Source organism: Winogradskyella sp. PE311, assembly GCF_046545555.1.
Classification (GTDB): Bacteria; Bacteroidota; Bacteroidia; order Flavobacteriales; family Flavobacteriaceae; genus Winogradskyella.
The window spans coordinates 1-17,662 of record NZ_JBHZTH010000005.1; the positions used below are offsets into that span (position 1 = coordinate 1).

At 32.3% G+C, this 17,662-nt stretch carries 12 protein-coding genes; 5 read left to right on the forward strand and 7 right to left on the reverse strand.

The features are described 5' to 3' along the window. Positions 1–132 precede the first annotated feature (132 nt). The 5 genes from ACFWU4_RS13955 to ACFWU4_RS13975 form a co-directional block, all read right to left on the reverse strand. On the reverse strand, positions 133–2,097 hold the full coding sequence (locus ACFWU4_RS13955) for a putative porin (protein WP_411128938.1): 1,965 nt from the start codon (positions 2,095–2,097) through the stop codon (positions 133–135). A 130-nt stretch (positions 2,098–2,227) separates the two neighbouring features. After that, positions 2,228–4,186: a S8 family serine peptidase gene (locus tag ACFWU4_RS13960; RefSeq protein ID WP_411128940.1), complete on the reverse strand. Its 1,959-nt coding sequence runs from the start codon at positions 4,184–4,186 to the stop codon at positions 2,228–2,230. A gap of 145 nt (positions 4,187–4,331) precedes the next feature. Continuing rightward, positions 4,332–5,132, reverse strand: coding sequence for a hypothetical protein (locus ACFWU4_RS13965; RefSeq protein ID WP_411128942.1), 801 nt, complete (start codon positions 5,130–5,132; stop codon positions 4,332–4,334). Positions 5,133–5,150: 18 nt separating this feature from the next. Beyond that, positions 5,151–6,632, reverse strand: coding sequence for a RagB/SusD family nutrient uptake outer membrane protein (locus ACFWU4_RS13970; RefSeq protein ID WP_411128944.1), 1,482 nt, complete (start codon positions 6,630–6,632; stop codon positions 5,151–5,153). A 26-nt stretch (positions 6,633–6,658) separates the two neighbouring features. Continuing rightward, positions 6,659–9,688 (reverse strand): SusC/RagA family TonB-linked outer membrane protein, encoded by a 3,030-nt coding sequence (locus tag ACFWU4_RS13975; protein WP_411128946.1) that lies wholly within the window; start codon positions 9,686–9,688, stop codon positions 6,659–6,661. A 215-nt stretch (positions 9,689–9,903) separates the two neighbouring features. Here ACFWU4_RS13975 and ACFWU4_RS13980 point away from each other — a divergent pair, with 215 nt between their 5' ends. From ACFWU4_RS13980 to ACFWU4_RS14000, 5 genes are all read left to right on the forward strand, one after another. Next, entirely contained in the window at positions 9,904–10,506 is a 603-nt protein-coding gene (locus tag ACFWU4_RS13980) for a ribonuclease HII (protein WP_411128948.1), read from the forward strand. 30 nt (positions 10,507–10,536) lie between these two features. Further along, positions 10,537–12,897 (forward strand): ribonuclease HII, encoded by a 2,361-nt coding sequence (locus tag ACFWU4_RS13985; RefSeq protein WP_411128950.1) that lies wholly within the window; start codon positions 10,537–10,539, stop codon positions 12,895–12,897. A gap of 76 nt (positions 12,898–12,973) precedes the next feature. After that, positions 12,974–14,542 carry an OmpA family protein gene (locus tag ACFWU4_RS13990; protein WP_411128952.1) on the forward strand — a complete coding sequence of 523 codons (1,569 nt, stop codon included), beginning with the start codon at positions 12,974–12,976 and terminating at the stop codon, positions 14,540–14,542. Between the two features lie 118 nt (positions 14,543–14,660). Next, positions 14,661–15,710 (forward strand): nucleoid-associated protein, encoded by a 1,050-nt coding sequence (locus ACFWU4_RS13995; protein ID WP_411128954.1) that lies wholly within the window; start codon positions 14,661–14,663, stop codon positions 15,708–15,710. A 42-nt stretch (positions 15,711–15,752) separates the two neighbouring features. Next, positions 15,753–16,085, forward strand: a complete 333-nt coding sequence (locus ACFWU4_RS14000) for a hypothetical protein (protein WP_411128956.1) — start codon at positions 15,753–15,755, stop codon at positions 16,083–16,085. 60 nt (positions 16,086–16,145) lie between these two features. Here the strand turns inward: ACFWU4_RS14000 and lipB are convergent, their stop codons facing one another. Together lipB and ACFWU4_RS14010 are read right to left on the reverse strand one after the other, a co-directional pair. Next, a complete protein-coding gene (gene lipB, locus ACFWU4_RS14005) occupies positions 16,146–16,844 on the reverse strand; it encodes a lipoyl(octanoyl) transferase LipB (RefSeq protein ID WP_411128958.1) in 699 nt (232 codons plus the stop codon). After that, positions 16,837–17,640 (reverse strand): hypothetical protein, encoded by an 804-nt coding sequence (locus ACFWU4_RS14010; RefSeq protein ID WP_411128960.1) that lies wholly within the window; start codon positions 17,638–17,640, stop codon positions 16,837–16,839. Before ACFWU4_RS14010 ends, lipB begins: the two co-directional genes overlap by 8 nt. Positions 17,641–17,662: the final 22 nt, after the last annotated feature.

Consider the following 17,662-nt stretch of genomic DNA (forward strand, 5'->3'; position numbering starts at 1 on the left):
GTGCAAATATATAACTCATTTTTAATCCCACAACTACTTTCTTAATTTTATTTATGAGTTTATCCCTAAAACCCTTCTAACTAAATAAATAAAGAACATTATTATTTTGAATATGCTAACTGAGGTAAAATATTATAAAAAGAAATCCCAAACAATACCAAAACGAATAGTAAAATCTCTATAAGGATTGTTTGGTGCCGCAAAGTAATCATAACCAGTAAAAGACGAGTTAAAGTGTTCTGCTTTTAAAAATATTCTAGTTTGTCTAATCTTTGCATTAACAAAAAAGTCTAGTCTAGGAAACCCTCCTAGCTCAGTTTCATTTTGAGTGTAAAATTCGGCTAGTAAAGGATCGTATCCATTCATTCTATATTTTGTGAAATAATTTAGAGTTATTCCTGCTTGCAAAGTCATTGCTTTTTTAAAAATTTCATTAGAATAATAAAAGGTATTTCTAGAAATTATAGTTGGAACATTTAACACATCATCATCACTTATGACATTTTGGTACATAATAGTATTATCTAGCGCAAAATTTCCTATCCTAAATTCTTTATTTAATTTCAATCTTAAATACTGGATTGACTCAGAATACTGTTCAGGTTTAACTATGATCTTATCTGTATCACCATCAGAATTAAAAAAAGTATAATTCGCAATGTTTGAAATATCTAAATCCGCGTTAAAAAACTTTTTCGATTTGATACTAAAGCTTAATTGCTGAGTGTTTATATTTTCAAAATTATCTAAATTATACCAATTGTAATTGATGTAATCGCTTTGATAAAGTAAAAGATTGAAATTTGGCAATCTTGAGTTTAGATTAATTGAACTAGATAAAAGTAAATCATCCATCAATTTCATTTTAATAGTTCCACTCAAATAATTACCAGAAAACTCATCAGAAATATTCAGGCCACCTTTACCTTGAATACTAAAACCTTTATAATTTTTGTAATATGCCGCTTCAACCCCAATAAAACTTGTCTTTATTCTATTTGGGATAATTTCATCCGTAAACAATATAATACTGTTGTAACCATAATTAATATTCGTGTAGTTTAACGCAAACATTAATTCTCCTAAAATATTATTAACGTAGTTTAAACCTAAAGAGGTTTTAAAGTTCTCTAATTTAACTTTATCATTAATGTCATCATTAAAGGTTTCACCAAAGAAATCAGTTGTAGCGGAAGTTTGATAAAATTGAAAAAATTTATCCTCTAATGAGATTTTATTAACAACTGACAACTGATTATTGCTTAAAGAATCGCTTTGCTTAATTATATCAAAAGAATGATTAAGAAAAAAACGTTTACCTCTAAGTATATTTTCTGCATTTTCTAAATTAGGATCAAAAACTGACCTATCAATAAACTCCTCATCACCAGATTGAAAGTTAACTATATCTTCGTCTTTTAATCCACCATTTTCTTGGTTTAAAATATCCTGCATAACAATATGTCCTTTTGCTCTATACCTTTTGTTCTTACTACTATAACTTGAAGTAAAACGAAAATTACCTGAACTTGTAAGAGTATTTTGATAATTACCAAGCGACCTTAAACCTTTATAAGCGATAGAAAAATTAAATTGTCTAGACAGGTTGACCGTAAAAAAAGCATCGAGCATTTGTCCTTGCTCAAAAGCCGTTTTATATGTTAGTCTTGTCCACGGAGTCGGTACTTCATAATAATTTATATCTTCTTCTTCAAAATAATTAAAATGACGAGCTCTTGACCCAAATAAAGGTTTTGTTTTATTTGAAGATGGATTAAAACTTAAAGTATTATATGACTGCCCGATATTGGCAAATGGCATTAAACCAAAATTATCTTTTTGTAGATAATTAAATTTATAGTCTTTTCTAATAGTTAGCGTTGTATCTACTGCTGTCGTGTCTTTATCAAAATTAAACAACAAATACATATCTATTGTCGCCAATTCTTTAAAACCTTTAGAACGTTTAACTAAAGAGGTATCTTGTTCGTTAGAATTTAACCTATTATTGTTAATATTCTTATCAATTTCAATTTGAGCTGTGAGCTGTATAGAAATTAATAGGCACAATATAATTATGATACTTTTTTGTTTCATTTATTAAATCCTAATTTCTAAACAAATTAAACTATAAAATATTGTTTTAACGAAGTGAATTACAAATTACTTAATAAAAAAGACCAACAATAATTGTTGGCCTTTAAAATTTTAAGTAATTATCCAACAATTATTCAATTATAAGTTTTCTCGAAGTTTGTCTATTACCTTCTTTTATATTTATAATATAAACTCCAGACTTTAAATTATTTAAAGTGATTGCTTGTTTAAAAATAACAGAAGAATTAATAAAATCATTATTGTATACTAACCTGCCTCTAATATCATAAATATCTATGTCTACCTGATTATTAGCATCATTTAAATTAGATTGAAAACTAATTGTAAATTCACCTTTTGTTGGGTTAGGGTAGATATCAAGTGAATTGGAAAAATCATTATCATCCACACCCAAAACAAGACTGTTTCCTGAAACTATCAATGAGTAATCCTGTTCTAACGGATCAAAAGGACCAGCGCCGCTTAAAGTGCCTTTATGGTTAACTGTTAAGGTATACGTGCCAGATGCAGGTGCATCGATTTCTATTACTTCAATATTATCGACATTATTATCCGCTTTAGAGTTTGAAAAACCAAATGATGAATCATAATCCAATTTCCAAGGGAAATAAGTTGTACCGTCCTTTGTTAATCTCAGATCTAAATCATTAATCAGTCGAGGGCTAGGATTATTTAAATTATCCTCACCAGATAAGATACCACCTGGTACATCAGTCCAACAAATTGTTGCCTTTAATTTATCACCTGCTTGAGCTGTAAAATTAAAACTATAACTTTGATTATTATTTAAAGTCAACTCTTCAATTATAGAAGAACGCGTTTGACTTCCTGTAATAACTTCAGCAGCAGCTTTTGCATTTAACATACCCCATCCAAATACATGATCTGGCCCAATACGCAGTGGGTCGTCAGTTGCAGTATGGCAAACTAATCCTTTGAGAGTAGACGAGAGCATATAAACACCATTTAATTGATTATAGTATTGCTGCAAAAGTGCTAACGAACCAGTTACATTAGGCGCTGCCATAGATGTTCCTGACTTTAAACTGTAAGTATCAACAACCTCAGTAGAACGAAGAGCCGTACCATCACCCGCTAAATCTGGCTTAATACGTAGATCATCAGTAGGTCCTTGACTGCTACTAGAATTAATATCTAAAGTTACTTGGTTAGTGAACGCATCAATAGATGGATTAGCATTGGCTATTACTAATGTGTTTTTCGCCGTCTTGTCGCCTGTTAATTTATCGGAATTGGCAAAAAGGCCTCCCTCATATACATAATTACCTGAATTACCCGCTGAAGCAACTATTAAATATTGTGGGTTAGCTTTTGCAATATCATCTACTTCAAAAGCACCTGAACTGTATGCACCTTTCCACCAAGGCTCAACATTCTCAGCTGGGATACCGTAAGAATGGTTTGATAAGATTATAGGGTTAGCTAAATCAGCAACAGCTAAAACCATTTCTGGAGTATCGTTGTTAAAATTATAAGATTTAACTGACACATTAGTAGCCATACCTTTTGCAGCTGGTAAAACACCACGTGCTGAAATGGTACCAGCAACATGTGTTCCGTGAGAACTAAAGCCCATACTGCCATCTGTTCTTGTATTTTCAATTATTGCAACCCTAGAAGTAGAACCTGCAGGGTCCATAAACTCGGTATGAGTATCTTGCACAGGTCCTCCATCCCATACGCCAACTGTTAAACCAGAACCGTCTAAATCTAAACCCAAACTTCCACCTACTTGTAAGTGGTTTGTGCCAGTTGCAATAGCTGCATTGGTATTGTCAGTGGTTCTGTAAATTGGTTTACCTTCAACTATGTCGTACATAACAAAAGTCTTACCTGTTTCGTTTAAAAACGTTTTAGTTCTATTCTCATTCTGAGCTAAATAATTATTTACTCTTAAAGTTCTGAGTGAGTCTGTCACCTTTATCCTAAGATATACATCTTGTTGATTTTTATTTAGTTGAGAAAACTGCTCTTTAGACATTGTGGTCTGAGCAAAAGAAAACGTTACGGATAACGCTAATACACATAAATTTAATAGATTTTTCATAATATTTTTTTCAAAGCACACGAATATACAAAAAATCACAAATACTAACAACAGTTAGTTGTTAGTACAATATTTGATATATATACAAAAAAAAGCAGCCTCTAAAAGAGGCTGCTTTATATATAAAATAGTAGTTATCTACTAATTATAGCGTAAAGTTTACAATAAAAGGCGCTGTTCCTAATTGAGAACCAGTAGCACCGAAACCACCATCTACAACAGGTGTAAATATATCAGTGTTTCCAGCACAAGTAGCACTTATTAATCCATAAGAACCATTTGCATTACCAGTATTACCATCACCCCAAGAATCTAAAAATTGAACTTGATAGTCACCATCTGGTAAACATAATGTTTTTGAGAAACTTGTTAAACCATCGAATGTTCCAAAAGCAGGAGCACCAGATGCATTAAAACTAGCATCAACTAAAGCACCACTATTAGTATCGAAAATTAAATAAGCCATTTCCTCAGGAAACTGGTCGAAATTTAAATCTACAACAACTTCGTTAAGTGTACATGCAGAAGTATAACTATACGTTGTAGTTCCTCTCGTGTTTATTACTGCTCCATCAGAAGCAACTAAATCTAAAATTAGTTCTCTGTTTTCACCTATTGGTACTTGAGCAAAATCAACAGTTACAGGTATTGTACCTAAGTGTTGACCTGCAGGAATAGTAACAGAGTTACCTATTGTATATTCAGCTGGCACCGCTGTAGAAGCAGCATTTACTGTAATACTATAAGTTCTATCGCTACTAGACTGCGTTGTAGATTCTACTGTTAAATCAACAGTAGGCTCACAAACACCAACAGTTACCGCACTACTTGCAAAAGAAAGCGCAGTCTGACCATTATCAGCATCAAATATAACTAAGTCTTCCTCACAACTAGTGAAAGAAAAAACAAGAGTTAAGGTTAAAAATAGTTTAAATATATTTTTCATAATTAATTTTGTTTTTTATTAATAGCCAGGGTTTTGTTCTGCACCTATACCAGGGTTTGCATTAATTTCTACAATTGGTATTGGTAAAGTAAATCTAAAATCACTAGCAGCTAAAGTACAAGCACCACTCTGAAGACCACATGCAATTGGGTCTCTGTCGATACCTACACCAGCAGCTGTACCTAATCTTTTTAAATCTTTATATCTGTGACCTTCATAAACAAGCTCGATCTTACGCTCTTGTAATACTGCCGCAAAGGCTGCCTGTTGAGAAGCATAAGTATCTAGAGGTTGTGCAGATCCAAAACGTGCATCACGTAATTGCTTAATTAAAGCAGCTGTACCAGGAAAATCATTTGCTGCAGCTCTTGCTTCAGCAGCGATTAATAACATCTCAGAAGATCTAAATACTTTTAAATCATTCATTAATGGACGACCATCTGAACCAGGATACTTCTGAATAACTAAAATATCATTATTTATAGGATCTGGATCATTTGGATAATCTGGACTAATAACCGAAGTTGTAGAAACATTTACATCAAAACGAATATCAGCAGGATCTAATAAATCAAATACACTTCTATCCATTTCAAAATAAGGTGAACCAGCTAATGTTGCACTTACGAATGCAAATCTAGCTCCGGCCCAACCACCAGCTGAAACAGCACCAGTAGCTCCTTGTCCGTCATAAGAATCGTTCAACACTCTTTCTAATTTAAAAATTATTTCAGTATTGTCAGCATCTAAGAACATATTTTCATATTGCGCTCTATCTGCTATAGGATAATTTGCTAATAACTGATTAGCAAGTGTTCCTGCAGTAGGGTAATCACCTCTTGTTAATGCTATTCTAGCTCTAAAAGCTGTAATTGCATCTCTAGAAACAAATGTAGGATCTGACTGTACTGTACTTAATGAGCTAGCTAATGCTAAATCATCATTAATAAAAGTCATTAATTCACCAACAGTATTTCTTCTAGGCTGTATAGTTAATGGTGCAATAAAATCAATTACTGGCACGGCCATAGCAGAATCATCTCTAGGATCTGGACTAAAATATACTAACATTTCAAAATTAGCATAAGCACGTATAAAGTGTGCTTGAGCCAAAATGTTATTGTAATCATCTTGCTCGCTAGCATCTGGTGTTACATTACCTGCAGCTTCAATAAGGATTGTAGCTCTGTTATTAACTCTAAAGTTTCTTACCCAAAAGTCTGATGCAGCACCACTACCTGCGTTTAAAACGAAATCGTATAATGCGAAACCTTGTCCACCACTATCGAACCCAATTGCTAACTCATCTGTAAAATTTGATGATAAAGCAATCTCAGGAGTTAAATCCCATTGATTATACACAGCTAACAAACCGCCATTAAGATCTTCAACTGACTGAAACGAGTTAGCGGCATCTAAACGACCAACTTGTCTAATGTCTATTGCGTCGTTACAACTTGCAAATAAAACTACAAGCATAACACATAATATTCTATTCATGTTTTTCATATCTAATTTATATTTTTTTAAAATCCTAATTCAAATCCAACAGCGAATGTTCTTGGTGTAGGATATTGTCTAGAACCATTACTTCTTGTTTCTGGATCAAAACCTCTCCATTCTGTAAAAGTTAATATGTTTTCACCATTAACAAATACTCTTGCTGTAGAGAAACCTGTTCCTTCTAATGCCTTCTTAGAGAAGTTATAACCTAAACTAGCAAATCTTAATCTTAAGAAATCTGCACTTTTTAAGAATCTATCTGAATCTCCAAAAGAATTTAAGTTAGAAGCAGTTGGGCTAGGAATATCTGTAACATCTCCTGGCTGAGCCCAAGCTCTAAATAAATCTGCAGACAAATTAAACTGACCAACAGCTGTAGGATCGATTAAATCATTATAATCATTATCGAATCTATCAACTCCAATCATATAATTCCATTGTGTTGAAAAGAAGAACCCTTTATAATCAAGATCTAAATTAAAACTACCATTCCATTCTGGAACAATATTCTTGTCTAACCAAACTCTATCGTTATCAGCATCTGGGTTCTCTGTAACATTACCATTCGCATCAAGATAAAGTAAATTACCATTTGCTGGATTAACACCTGCATATCTTAAAGTAAAATATTCACCGAATATTCCACCATTTCTACCTAAACCAATAATTTCTCCTTCTGGATTCGGAACTTCTTGTAGTTCAGTTTTATTGTAGTTAGCTACAACACCTACTGTCATTCTGAAATCTCCTTGGAATACATCATAAGAAATCTGTGCATCAGCACCTCTGTTGAAAAGTAAACCAGTATTTGCATTCTGAGCAGTTACACCAGCTACAGCTGAAATAGGAGTTGCTTGGAAAAGATCTTCTGTCTTTCTTTCGTATACATCGAAAGCACCTCTTAATCTATTATTCCAAACACCAAAGTCAAGACCAATGTTTAATTGAGCTACTGTTTCCCATTTAAGATCACGGTTACCAAATTGCGCTAGAGCAATTGAGTTAGCATTACCATAACCACCTGTTGTTGTAAAGAAATCTTCTGTAAGGTCAGGACCTCCAAATAAACCACCACCAACAATATCTTGGTTACCAGCAGTACCATAAGAAGCTCTTAACTTAAGATTGTTAATTGCTGAATCTTCCATGAAAGCCTCGTTAGAAATATTCCAACGTGCAGAAACTGAGTAAAAAGATGCCCATCTATTAGAACCAGCAAAACGGTAAGAAGCATCTCTTCTGAAAGTACCACCAATACCATATTTTTGATCAAAATCGTAGTCTACACTAGCAAAGTAAGAAAATAAACCAGCATTTAAGATTTCAGCACTAGCTTCATCATTAAATAAGCCATTAGCTTGAGATATTAAAGCACTACCATCACCAGGTGAGAACGTTCTTGGATCTAAACCATTCGCGAAATAACCAAATTGTCTAAAGTGTGCTTTAAAATATTCTGTATATAAACCAACATCCACTGTATGCTTCCCATAAGTTTTAGAAGCGTTTAATGATGTTACTTGGTTGTAAGAGAATGCACGTGTACTAAATTGTTGTTGGAAACCTGAAGTAGGATTCTCAGCACCACCAAATAGTATTGCGTTAAATGAATCTGGAGCTTCTGCTCTAGTTAATGACTCACTTTGGTAATCAGCAGACATTACTAAGTTAGCTGAAAGCCAATCTGTAAGTTTGTAGTTAAAATTAGCACTACCTACAATCTTAACCTCTTCTTCAAATCTTGTATAAGTTCTTAACCTATCTAATAAGAATAATGGAGTGTTAGTAAAAGAAAGTGGATTTAATAAATCCGCACCATTAGTATAATCAGCATCAGTGATATAAGGTACAGAAATAAATGCTCCTAATACGTAATTTCTATTAATAGCTCCTGAACCAATACTGTTTGGCTCGTTAGACTTAGAATAGTTAACTGTTAAGTTTGTACCATAATTAAATTTATCATTTGCACTTTTACCAGTTACATTTGAACGTAAATTAAAACGTTTTAAATCACTATCTTCTAAGATACCTTGTGTATCACTAAATCCAAAAGATGTGAACTGCGTTGCTTTTTCACTACCACTAGATAATGAAAGCGTGTGATTTTGAGAAATACCAGTACGGAAAAAGAAATCTGTCCAACTAAAGTTTGGAGCAGCTGCAATTTGCGCATCTGTTAACGGTGTACCGTTTCCTGGGTTAAATGCACCACTACTGTTACCAGCACCAGCACCATTACCTCTTGATCTTTCGTAAGTCAACAATTGTTGAGAACTCATTGCATTGTAATCATTATCTTGTAATGTACTAAATGAAACAAATCCGTTGTAACCTACAGTTAAACCTTGTTCAAAATTACCTGTACGCGTTTTAATAACAATTACACCATTTGCACCACGATTTCCGTAGATAGCTGTTGCACCTGCATCTTTTAAAACATCAATAGAAGCAATATCTTGTGGGTTTAAAGATCTAAAGTTATCTTCATCTACTGGCGCGCCATCTATAATAAATAGAGGCTCTGTATTACCATTAATAGAAGAAACACCACGTAACTGAACTAATGAATTACCACCTGGCTGACCAGAACTCGTAGTAATATTTAATCCTGCTACTTGTCCAGATAATGTCTGAACAAAACTTGCGTTAGGACGATTTTCAATAGTTTCTGCTGTTACTCTAACAGAAGATACTTTAGAAGTAGCTTTACTCTGTGTTTGGTAACCTACAACAACTACTTCGTCTAAAGCATTGTCAAGTTCAAGAGATACATTATATGTATTACTTGATCCAACAGTTTTTTGGGCATTTTTCATACCTACATAAGAGAATACTAAAACATCTCCTGAATTGACCTTAATAGTATACTTACCATCAAAATCTGTTTGTTCACCTCTAGAGGTGCCTTTTACAATTACACTAGCTCCTGGAAGTGGTAAACCATCATCCGCTGTTGTAACTGTACCTGTGACAGTTTTCTCTTGTGCAAAAGAAAATTGCATCACGAACGCCATAAAAAGCGTTAATAACCATGTTAACTTTAATTTCATAAAACAATTATTTGAGTTAGTCTAGTTGCAAACATCTTAATTAAATATTAAATAAGCAAGTGTTTTTGCCAAAAAAATGTTAACGCATTTACTAATACCATAATATGCTAGGACATTTCATTTTCTTAGGTTTTACAACATTTCACTCAATAAGTAGATGCAAAAAAAACAAAAGGGTTGCGTTAAATTTTTAACTTTGATTAAAATTTAATCATTTGGGACTCAAACTATGTTACTCAAATTATGATTTAGAGTGCGGTACGGATGAAGCTGGCCGAGGTTGCTTAGCTGGTCCGGTAACTGCTGCTGCTTTAATATTACCTAAGACGTTTCATAACAACATACTTAATGATTCTAAACAGCTTTCAGAAAAAAAGAGATTGTTATTACAACCTATTATTGAGTCTGAAGCCATTGCCTTTGCCGTAGAACACATTTTTGAATCTGAAATTGACACTATTAATATTTTAAACGCATCCATTAAGGCAATGCATCACTCCATAATGAGTTTAAGCACAACACCTAACTATATAATAGTTGACGGTAATAAATTTAAACCTCTAAAATCTATCCCTTACAAAACAATTGTTAAAGGTGATAGTAAATACCTGAGTATTGCAGGAGCATCTGTACTGGCAAAAACTTATAGAGATATTTATATGGATAAAATCCATGATGAATTCCCTATGTATAATTGGAAACAAAATAAAGGCTACCCAACCAAAGAGCATAGGGAGGCAATTAAAAAACATGGAATAACAAAATACCACAGAAAGTCTTTTAGATTATTACCAGAGCAATACCGTTTAGATATTTAACTTTTTATATTTGCACATAAATTTTTTTTAATGAAACGACTCGTTTTTTTGTTAGCCACATTTATACTGCTATACACCTGTCAAAAAGACTATGATAAAATTAATCTTCCTTTTACACTAATCCCTTCAAATACAAATTCAGTTCTAATAGTAAATGAGCTAAATGATTTTATTAATAGTCTTGAAAATGATGGCCTTATTTCTAACATATATAATAAGGAGATAAATTCGGTTTCAACTCTTCTTAAAAACTTAAATACAACTTCTCCAATTTATATTTCCTTTTTGAATGAGAAGAATAAAGACTATCTAATTCTTGCAGCGAATGATTCAACACTTTTTATTGCAGACTCTATACCAAACCATAGTTCTGAATCTCTTGTAAACTTTAATATAAACAAGATTCAAATTGATTCTTTTACCTTTTACCAGAAAACTTTAGGTAAAGTTTCTGCTAGTTCAAACAATTTAGAAGTACTAAAAAATTTAGATTCCAAAGATGAAAATAATAAAATCACTAAACTCATTGAAACAACCAATGGCCAATCAATAACTTCTGTCATCTTTAAATCTAAAGAACCTGATTATTCAAAGCTGTTATTATCTAATACTGATTTTAACTTAAACGAATTTACAGTGTTAGATCTAAATTACAGCAACAACAAAATAAGCTATAATGGTATAATTACCTCTAATGACTCTGTTCAATTTAACATAGATTGTTTCAAAAATACGGTACCACAAAAAACAAACACATTAGCCATAGCACCATATAATACGCAGTCATTAACTAGTATTACATTCCATGATTTTTCGATATTTGATAGAAACAGAAGACAATTAACAAATGAAATTGTCGATAGTACAACAACGTTTTTAAATTTTACAACTGAAATTGCTTTAATTGATAATGCTATTTTACTACATACGCTCGATCCGGATTTAGTATTGGAATCGATTGAAGACAAAACAGTGTTTTCTACTTATAAAGACTTTGACATATATCAGTTTGAGCGTTCTGATTTTTTTAAAGTACGATTGGATCCATTAATAAAATATGATGATGCAAAGTTCTTTTTGGCCTATAATGATTTTATTGTATTCTCAAATAGTGTCGAAACACTAAAGTTTATAGTAACTAATGCTCTAAACAGAAATACCCTTTCAAATTCAAATGCTTTCGAAAACATAAGTGATAATCTTAGCAATGAAGCATCTCTATTTATCTTTAAAAATTCTGAAGGTCTATCTCAAATTCTTGGTAAAAATGTAACCAGTTACAACGCTAATGCAGTACAATTTATCTACGAAGATAATTATGCTCATGCAAACGGAATTATTCAAAAGTTTAAGAAGCGAGCAATTTCAAATACCGTTTCAGAAGCATTTACAGTTTCAATTGATAAAGAAATTCTTTCTGCGCCACAAACAATAAAAAATCACATTACTAAAGCACATGATATTGCGGTACAAGATGTAGACAATGTTCTTTATGTTATATCTAACTCAGGTAATATTCTTTGGAAAAAACAATTACATGGAAAAATACTTGGTAGTATTGAACAAATTGACACTTATAAAAACGGAAAACTGCAACTTGCTTTTACTACCTCAAATAGATTGTATGTTTTAGATAGAAGCGGTAATGACATTAATAATTTTCCTTTAAAATTTAATGATAAAATTACGCAGCCGCTTTCTGTTTTTGATTACGATAAGCGTAAAGATTATAGGTTATTGGTTACTCAAGGTAAAAACCTATTAATGTATAATGTTAAAGGAAAAATTGTAAGTGGTTTTAAATACAAAAATAATAACTCCAAAATAGACACACAACCTAGGCATTTTAGAATAGCAAGTAAAGATTATATCGCTTTTGCTGCAGGTGAGACCTTAAAAATTTTAAATAGAAAGGGCAACGACAGGATACTTATAAAAGAAAAAATCAACTTCTCAGGTAACGCTATCTATCTGTACAAAAATAAATTTACAACTACCAATACTCTTGGTCAACTAGTGCAATTTGACACTAAAGGTAAATTAACTTACGTAAATCTTAACTTACCGAAAACACATAGCATTGTAAGCACAAGCAAAACTCTAGTAGCTCTTACCGAAAATAAGCTGAATATTAAGTCGAGATCAGTAGATTTGGATTATGGTGATTATACCGAACCAAAGATTTTCTACCTCAATGATAAAATTTATGTATCAGTAACAGATTTACAATCGAAAAAAGTTTATTTATTTGATAGCCAAGCAAAATCAATCCAAAATTTCCCAGTTTTTGGAACGTCTTCTGCAGTTTTACAAAAACTCGATAATGAGAAAGGTCTAGAACTCATCACGCAAGCTGATAGTAAAACTGTATCAGTTTATAAACTATATTAAATACAAAACATATATTTCGTTTTTTAGTATCAATAGTTATTCTTAATTTTATAGAGCTATTAATCAATTACTTAAAATGAAAAAGTCTTCATATTTAAAAAGAATTATTATTTCTTTTTGCCTTATCTGCTTAATTATTCCAAACCTTCAAGCCCAAACAAAAAAATTAAAACGACCAAAAAGTAGAGTTGGCATATCTAGTGTAGATAACTTTGTTAGGGAGTCTTTCGATTTATATGACAAAGTTTATAGATATGACGGCTATGCAGAGGCTGGCACACCATTAGAAGATGAAGATATTGATGTTTTAGAAGACGCTTTAGAGGATATTTCTGGTTTAACTGATAGTGCGCCAGACATTTTAGATGACTTAGATGGTGCAGGAATGCTAAAACAAGGAAAAGCTACACTTCAAATTAATAGAGCAAAAAAAGCACTTAAATACAGCCTAAAAACTGCAAAAGAGTTATTGTTAGGAGAACGCGAACGAGACACGAAAGATGATAATGAAGATAACACTTCTCACAAAGACGATACAAATGAAGAATCTGACGCAAGTAATAATTCTAAAACCACTAATGAATCAAATGACTCTAGTGAAGAAGAAGTTTCTAATGTTTCTGATGGATTAGAAGTTTATAGCAAATATGATTTTGTTCCTGGTGACAAGCTAATATTTTTTGATGATTTCGCTACTGATTTTATCGGAGATTTTCCTTCAAAGTGGAATACTAACGGATCTGGAGAAGTAGTAACACTTAATAAAGTTCCTGGAAGATGGTTCGAGTTTAAGCAAGGTTACAATACATATTTCATTCCTAACCTACCAAGAGAGCTTCCAGAGAATTACACTATTGAGTTCGACCTTGTTGCATTGGGAGTTGATGGTAAAACCTCTAGCGCAGCACATTTAGAAGTAAAATTAGAAGATAATAACCAATTTAGAACCGGTAAAGACTTTGCTAAAGTTGAAATTCCTTTTGTACAATATATCGTATCCAATTTTCGGGTAAGAAACAGAATTAATAACGAAAACACAATTACCAATAACGTTAAAGCAGACATTAGAAAAGCAGTACTCAATAAACCGCACATTTCTATAGCCGTAAATAAAGAACGTTTTAGAGTTTGGGTAAATGAGAAAAAGTGTATCGATATTCCTAAAATGGTAGGCATAAATTCACCTTTAAAAGCAATAAAATTTCATATTACTGGTTTTAAGGAAGAAGGAAAAGAGCGTTTGTTTATGTCTAACTTAAAAGTAGCTGAAGGTGGTGAAGATTTGAGACGTAAACTAATGCGAGAGGGCAAGATCTCAACCAATGGTATTTTATTCGATTCTGGGTCTGCAAATATACAGCCACAATCTCTTGGAATTGTACGACAGATTTCTCAAGTATTAATGCAAGATGAAAGCATAAGACTTAATATCATTGGCCATACAGATTCTGATGGTACAGACGCCACCAACCTCCAGTTATCGAAGTCAAGAGCAGCAGCCGTAAAAGAGGTTTTAATTACAATTTATAAAATTTCTGCAGACCGTTTAAGCACAGATGGAAAAGGAGAAACCCAACCTATTGGAGATAACAAAACAACAGACGGAAAAGCACAAAATAGACGCGTAGAATTTGTGAAAATATAACGATAACCAAATCTAAGTCCTCAATTCTGAAAACGCCAAATTTATTTTGGCGTTTTCTTATTTTCACAACAGTTCATTTCGTAATATTGTAAGTGTAATAAATGATTATTTCTTCACCATGATAAAACGTCAAAAAGCATCAATAAAAAATTGTATTATTCATAAAGTTGGCAATAAATTTAATGATACAAAAAACGCATTTTCAGATGCTACTGTAGATTTTGATGAAGCAACCTATAACTTAATATTACCTTACCTTTTAAGACCTTTTGTAAGTGTTGCAGAGAGTTACCGCTTTCATCACCATAGTGATGTAGGACTTAATGAAATTAACACCTACAGCGAGCAACTTTTTAAAGATGAAGCGGAATTTGTAGAGGTTTCTAAACACATCTTAAATCATCTTTACGAGCAAAGTAATTCTGCACAAATAAAAACAGGAGATGTACTTATTTGTCATTTTGAGAACGTGCAATACGAGGACTATTTTACTGACGCTATTGGCATCTATAAAATTGAAAATAAAACAGAGTTTTTTCAGACCTATTTAGAGGCTGGTAATTATGATATTTTTGTGCAAAAAGGAATACAGGCAAAGAAGGTAGACAAAGGCTGTTTAATCTTAAACACCTCCGATATGGAAGGTAAAATTGTCTTCAGTGTAGATAACAATACTTACGATACGCAATACTGGATTAAAAGTTTCTTAAATATTGTTTACCCTGATGATTCTAACCAACATACTAAGAATTGTATTGAGCTTTGCAGAGAGTTTTCTAAAGAGGTTTTACAACCTAATTTTGGCGGACAAGCACAGAGTAATTTTTTAGCAAATACGGTAGATTTCTTCAAAGAAAATGAAATTATAAACATTGAAACTTTTAAAGAAGAGGTCTTTGATGAAGAAGATCATATTCAGCTATTTGAAGATTATAAAAAGAACTATGAATCTGAAAATAAGGTGTTAATTAGAAACCAATTTGACGTCTCAGAAGTTGTACTTAAAAAACAAAAACAAAAGATTAAAACTGAGATAAAACTAGATACTAACATACAAATAAAACTAGATGTTGATGCACCAGATGCCTCTGCAGAATATCTAGAACGTGGTTACGACGATGAGAAAAAAATGCACTTTTATAAGGTGTTTTTTAATGAAGAGGCTTAGATTTTTTATAACTTTAGATTCATAAAATTTTATTACTAACATATGTTTCTTATAAATCTGGGAAGTGCTCCAATAAAATATGACTCTAAAAGACCTCAAGATATTATTTGCCATAATTGTAAGCATAGAGGGCAAACTTTTGTAGATAAATACCTGAAATATTTTTACATCCTATACATTCCTATTTTTACTTATAAATATTGGACTAAATATGAATGTGTAAGATGTAATTCATCAGTTGATGAAAACGACTTATCTAAAGATAATAAGGAAACCTACAAACAATTTAAAACAAAAAAGAATTTACCAATCTGGACTTTCTCAGGTCTATTAGCAGCAATTTTTATTCCTTTGTTTTATAATATTTTTAATTAAAAATCAACAGATTAATTGTCTGACAGATTATTAACTATTTCAGTCCAATTTATATGTCAATTAAACAAACTCGGCGTCAAAAAGCAATGCAAAATGCTTCAAAAGCTTTTCTTTAACCTCTTCTTCATCGACCTTATCTAAACCTAATTCGTTATTTAAAGTCGTTACTGCTTTTCCTCGTATTCCACAAGGGATAATATTATCAAAATAACCTAAATCTGCATTCACATTTAAAGCAAAACCATGCATTGTAACCCAACGACTTGCTCTAACTCCCATGGCGCAAATTTTGCGTGCAAATGGCGTACCAACATCTAACCAAACACCTGTTTCGCCAGGACTTCGTTCCGTTTTTAAGCCATACTCGGCAAGTGTTAGAATAATAATCTCTTCTAAAAAACGAAGGTATTTATGGATATCAGTAAAAAAATTATCTAAATCTAAAATTGGGTAACCTACAATTTGTCCAGGACCATGATAGGTAATATCTCCACCTCTATTAATCTTATAAAATGTGGCCCCTTTTTCGGCTAATTGCGCTTCAGAAAGTAAAAGGTTAGAAAGATCACCACTTTTACCTAGCGTATACACATGAGGATGTTCTACAAACAAAAAATGGTTGTCAGTTTCTAAGCCAGCTGCTTCACGCCTATTCTTAATCTTAGTGTCTAAGATAGATTTAAAAAGCGTCTCTTGGTAGTCCCAAGTATCCTTAAAATCTCTAGATCCTAAATCTTGGAGCTTAATAGTTTTATTCATCTACAAACTTCACATTAACATCTAATAGCATAGGATTTTTAATATATTCTATCCAATTAGCCCTATAAGTTACTGTTTTTCTATCCTTTGAAAACTCAGCACCTTCTACAGAGATAGATTTAACAGCTTTAGGAAACGTTAATCTTACATTGTAATAGGCCTCTTCAAAATAATCCATCATTTCTTTGTCGCCTTCATTAGACGGATCAAATAGTTCTTCCATGGACTCAGCGCCTTCCTCTAACACCTGTGCTTCAGTTATTCTAGAGAAACCCTTATCTGTCATAACATAAGATACATTGTTATCATCATCACCCATAAATTTACCTATTGGCGATCCTCCTTTTAATGCGTCCACCTGTCCACTTTGACCATTTAAACTTTGTGCTTTTTTTATTTTTTCTTGTATATTTTTTAAATCCTCAATAGAATTAAATTTCATTCCAACACCTAGATCCATAACACCAGCATCCTCATCCATTTTCATAGTCATAAACATATCTTTTACAGCCTCCATAGCTAGACGCTTTTCTTCAGGAAGTGCTGAGATACTATCCTTATAAGTTTCCATAATTTCGGCAAAAACCATAGTCGTATCCATTACTTCACCCTTTTCTTTCTTTTCAGCATCCGACTTTTTACCTCCCATAGCTTCAGTCATTGCTGTAACTGCGTCACCCATCTCATAGGTCACTAAAAACTCACCAGAACCATTATCGTTAAAAACAATAGACTCCGTCACATTACAACTTGTTAAAAAACAAGTCAAAGCAAATAATAGGATAATTTTTTTCATTTGTACTTTATTAATTATTTAA